The sequence below is a fragment of the Streptomyces sp. WM6386 genome (genome assembly GCF_000972385.1).
GTDB lineage: Bacteria > Actinomycetota > Actinomycetes > Streptomycetales > Streptomycetaceae > Streptomyces.
On the sequence record NZ_JXTE01000649.1, the window covers coordinates 1 to 358 of the forward strand.

The 358-nt window shown below is 71.2% G+C and carries 1 pseudogene; it reads right to left on the reverse strand.

The features are described from left to right. Positions 1 to 358: pseudogene (locus TN53_RS47720) on the reverse strand (ISKra4 family transposase); the annotation flags it as partial.

Sequence of the window (358 nt, forward strand, 5' to 3'; positions counted from 1 at the left end):
CTGCGCGGTGATCTCGGCGGCGGAGCGGGCGGCCTGGCCGTGCAGGATGGTGATCAGGTGGCCGGCGACCCAGGCTTCGGCCTCGGCGGTGCCGGACGGGTAGAAGGCGTGCGCCGCGGTCCATAAGTACTCACTGACGTGCACGATGTCGAGCAGAACGCGCACTCGGATGCGGCGCCGGTCGGCTTCGGCATGGATCAGGTCGAGCTGGTGACGGGCGCCGTCGACAAGCACGACCCAGGTGCGGACGTGGCCGGGATCGCGGGCTTCGGCCTGGTCGAAAGCGGCGGCGACGGTGTGCGCGGGCGGGTGGACGACCGATCCGGTCAGCCATTTCGCCGAGGCTTTCGGCCCCGGA